The sequence below is a fragment of the Actinophytocola sp. genome (assembly GCF_035712165.1).
Classification (GTDB): domain Bacteria; phylum Actinomycetota; class Actinomycetes; order Mycobacteriales; family Pseudonocardiaceae; genus DASYTH01.
Genome location: NZ_DASTBH010000578.1, coordinates 1 through 2,212 on the forward strand (window position 1 = coordinate 1; position 2,212 = coordinate 2,212).

1 protein-coding gene is annotated in these 2,212 nt (G+C 72.9%); it reads left to right on the forward strand.

Going from position 1 to position 2,212, the window contains the following annotated elements; translation table 11 throughout:
* On the forward strand, positions 1–2,212 hold a 2,212-nt coding region (locus tag VFO68_RS33830; RefSeq protein WP_325162516.1), incomplete at both ends, for a putative bifunctional diguanylate cyclase/phosphodiesterase.

The following is a 2,212-nucleotide window of genomic DNA, read 5'->3' on the forward strand; positions in this document are numbered from 1 at the left end:
GTCGGCTGCTGGGCGACCGCCGGCACACCCGGCCTCAGCCGCGGCGCGGTCCGGTTCTGGCGGCAGATGGCGCTGGTGGCGGGGTTCAGCGCTGTCGGGCTGGCGATCCGGGCGGTGTACATCGTCCCGCTCGGCGCCGGCCCGCACGCGGCCTCCTACCTGCCGATGGCGACGATGCTGTTCACCCACACGGCGGTGGTGCTGGGCGTCTGGGCGCTGCTGCGGGTGCCGGTGGGCAGGCTGACCGCCGGCGATTGGCTGCGGCTGCTGCTGGACGCCCTCATCGTGGTGCTCGGCGCCGGGCTGGTGATCTGGTACGCCACCATCGGTCCGCAGATGCTGGCGCCGGACCGGACGGGCCCGGTGTGGGGGCCGCTGTTCGTCGCCGGCCTGTGTCTGGTCGGGCTGTCCGCCGTGGCGAAGATCATCCTGGCCGGCGCCGGGCCGGTCGACCTCGGCGCGCTGCGGCTGATCGGCATCGGCCTGCTGGTGGGCGGGCTCAGCTCGGGCAGCGCGTCGCTGCTGGCGGACACCTCGTCATTCGTGCCGGGCCAGATCGCCGTACCGGTGATCGCCACCCTGATGGCCGCGGGCGCCCGGCGGCAGGCGCTGGTCACGGCCGGCGGCCGGGCACCGCTGGCCTTGCCGCGCCGGCAGCGCCGGCAGTTCAGCCTGCTCCCGTACGCCGCGCTGTTGGCCACCGAGACGCTGCTGCTGATCGCCACGATGCCCGCCATCGGCCTGCGCGGCCGGGTGGTGGTGCTGGGGGCGGTCACGATCACGCTGGTGGTGGCGATCCGCCAGGTGACGGCGTTCACCGACAACGCCCGGCTCGTCGGCCAGTTGCGCAGCCAGGAGGACAGGCTGCGGCACCAGGCCGACCACGACTCGCTGACCCAGTTGGCGAACCGGGCGGTCTTCGCCGAGCGGCTGGACGAGGCGCTGGCCGGTCACGCCGCCGAACGGATCGCCGTCCTGCTCATCGACCTCGACGACTTCAAGAGCGTCAACGACACGCTGGGCCACGCGGTCGGCGACCAGTTGCTGCTGGAGGTGGCGGCCCGGCTGCGGGCCTGCGTGCGGCCCGGCGACATGGTGGCTCGGCTGGGCGGGGACGAGTTCGGCGTGCTGCTGTGCGGTGCGGAGTTGGGGACCCCGGACGCGGTCGCCGGCCGGGTCCTGGGCACGCTGGCGCCGCCGATCCTCGCCGACGACCACCAGTTGCTCGTGCGGGCCAGCATCGGCATCGCGGTGCCCGAGCCCGACGACACCTCGGGCACGGTCCTGCGCAACGCCGACATCGCGATGTACGCGGCCAAGGAGCGCGGCAAGGGCTCCTACCTGCGGTACGTGCCCGGCATGGCCACCAACGTGCTCGAGCACGCGCGGCTCGGCGCGCAACTGCGGGAGGCGATCGACCGCCGGAACCTCTTCGCGGTGTTCCAGCCGGTGATGCACCTGCGCGAGCACCGGATCATCGGGATGGAGACGCTGGTCCGCTGGAACCACCCTGTGCGCGGGGTGGTACCGCCCGGCGGGTTCATCCCGACCGCGGAGCGGACCGGCCTGGTCGTGCCGCTGGGCCGGTGGCTTCTCGCGGAGGCGTGCGGCCGGCTGGCGGCGTGGCGGGCGGAGTACGGCACGGGCGGCCCGTTCACGATCGGCGTGAACGTGTCCGGCCGGCAGTTGGCCGAGCCGTCGTTCGCGGCCGACACCGCGGCGGCGGTGCTGGACGCGGGGCTGGAGCCGCACAACGTGGTGCTGGAGGTGACGGAGGATTCGGTGCTGACCGGCGGGGAGGTCATCGACACGCTGCGCGAACTGCACGAGTTCGGCGTCAAGATTGCCCTGGACGACTTCGGCACCGGCCAGTCCTCGCTGGGGCTGCTGCGGTCCTGCCCGGTGGACATCCTGAAGCTGGACAAGTCGTTCGTGGACGGTATCGCCGAGGGCACGCAGCAGGCGGCGATCGCCACGGCGGTCATCGGCATGGCGCAGGCGCTGGGGTTGGACGCCGTGGCCGAGGGCATCGAGAACGAGGCGCAGGCGACGTTCCTCGCCGAACTCGGCTACCACCTGGGCCAGGGATTCCACCTGGCCCCGCCCAGGACCGCCGACGAGATCGTCAGCCTGTTCTCCCGCCCTCCCCGCGACCCTTCTCCCCACGACCCTTCTCCCCGCGATCTTGGAGTTGCGCTGGTTAATAAATCGG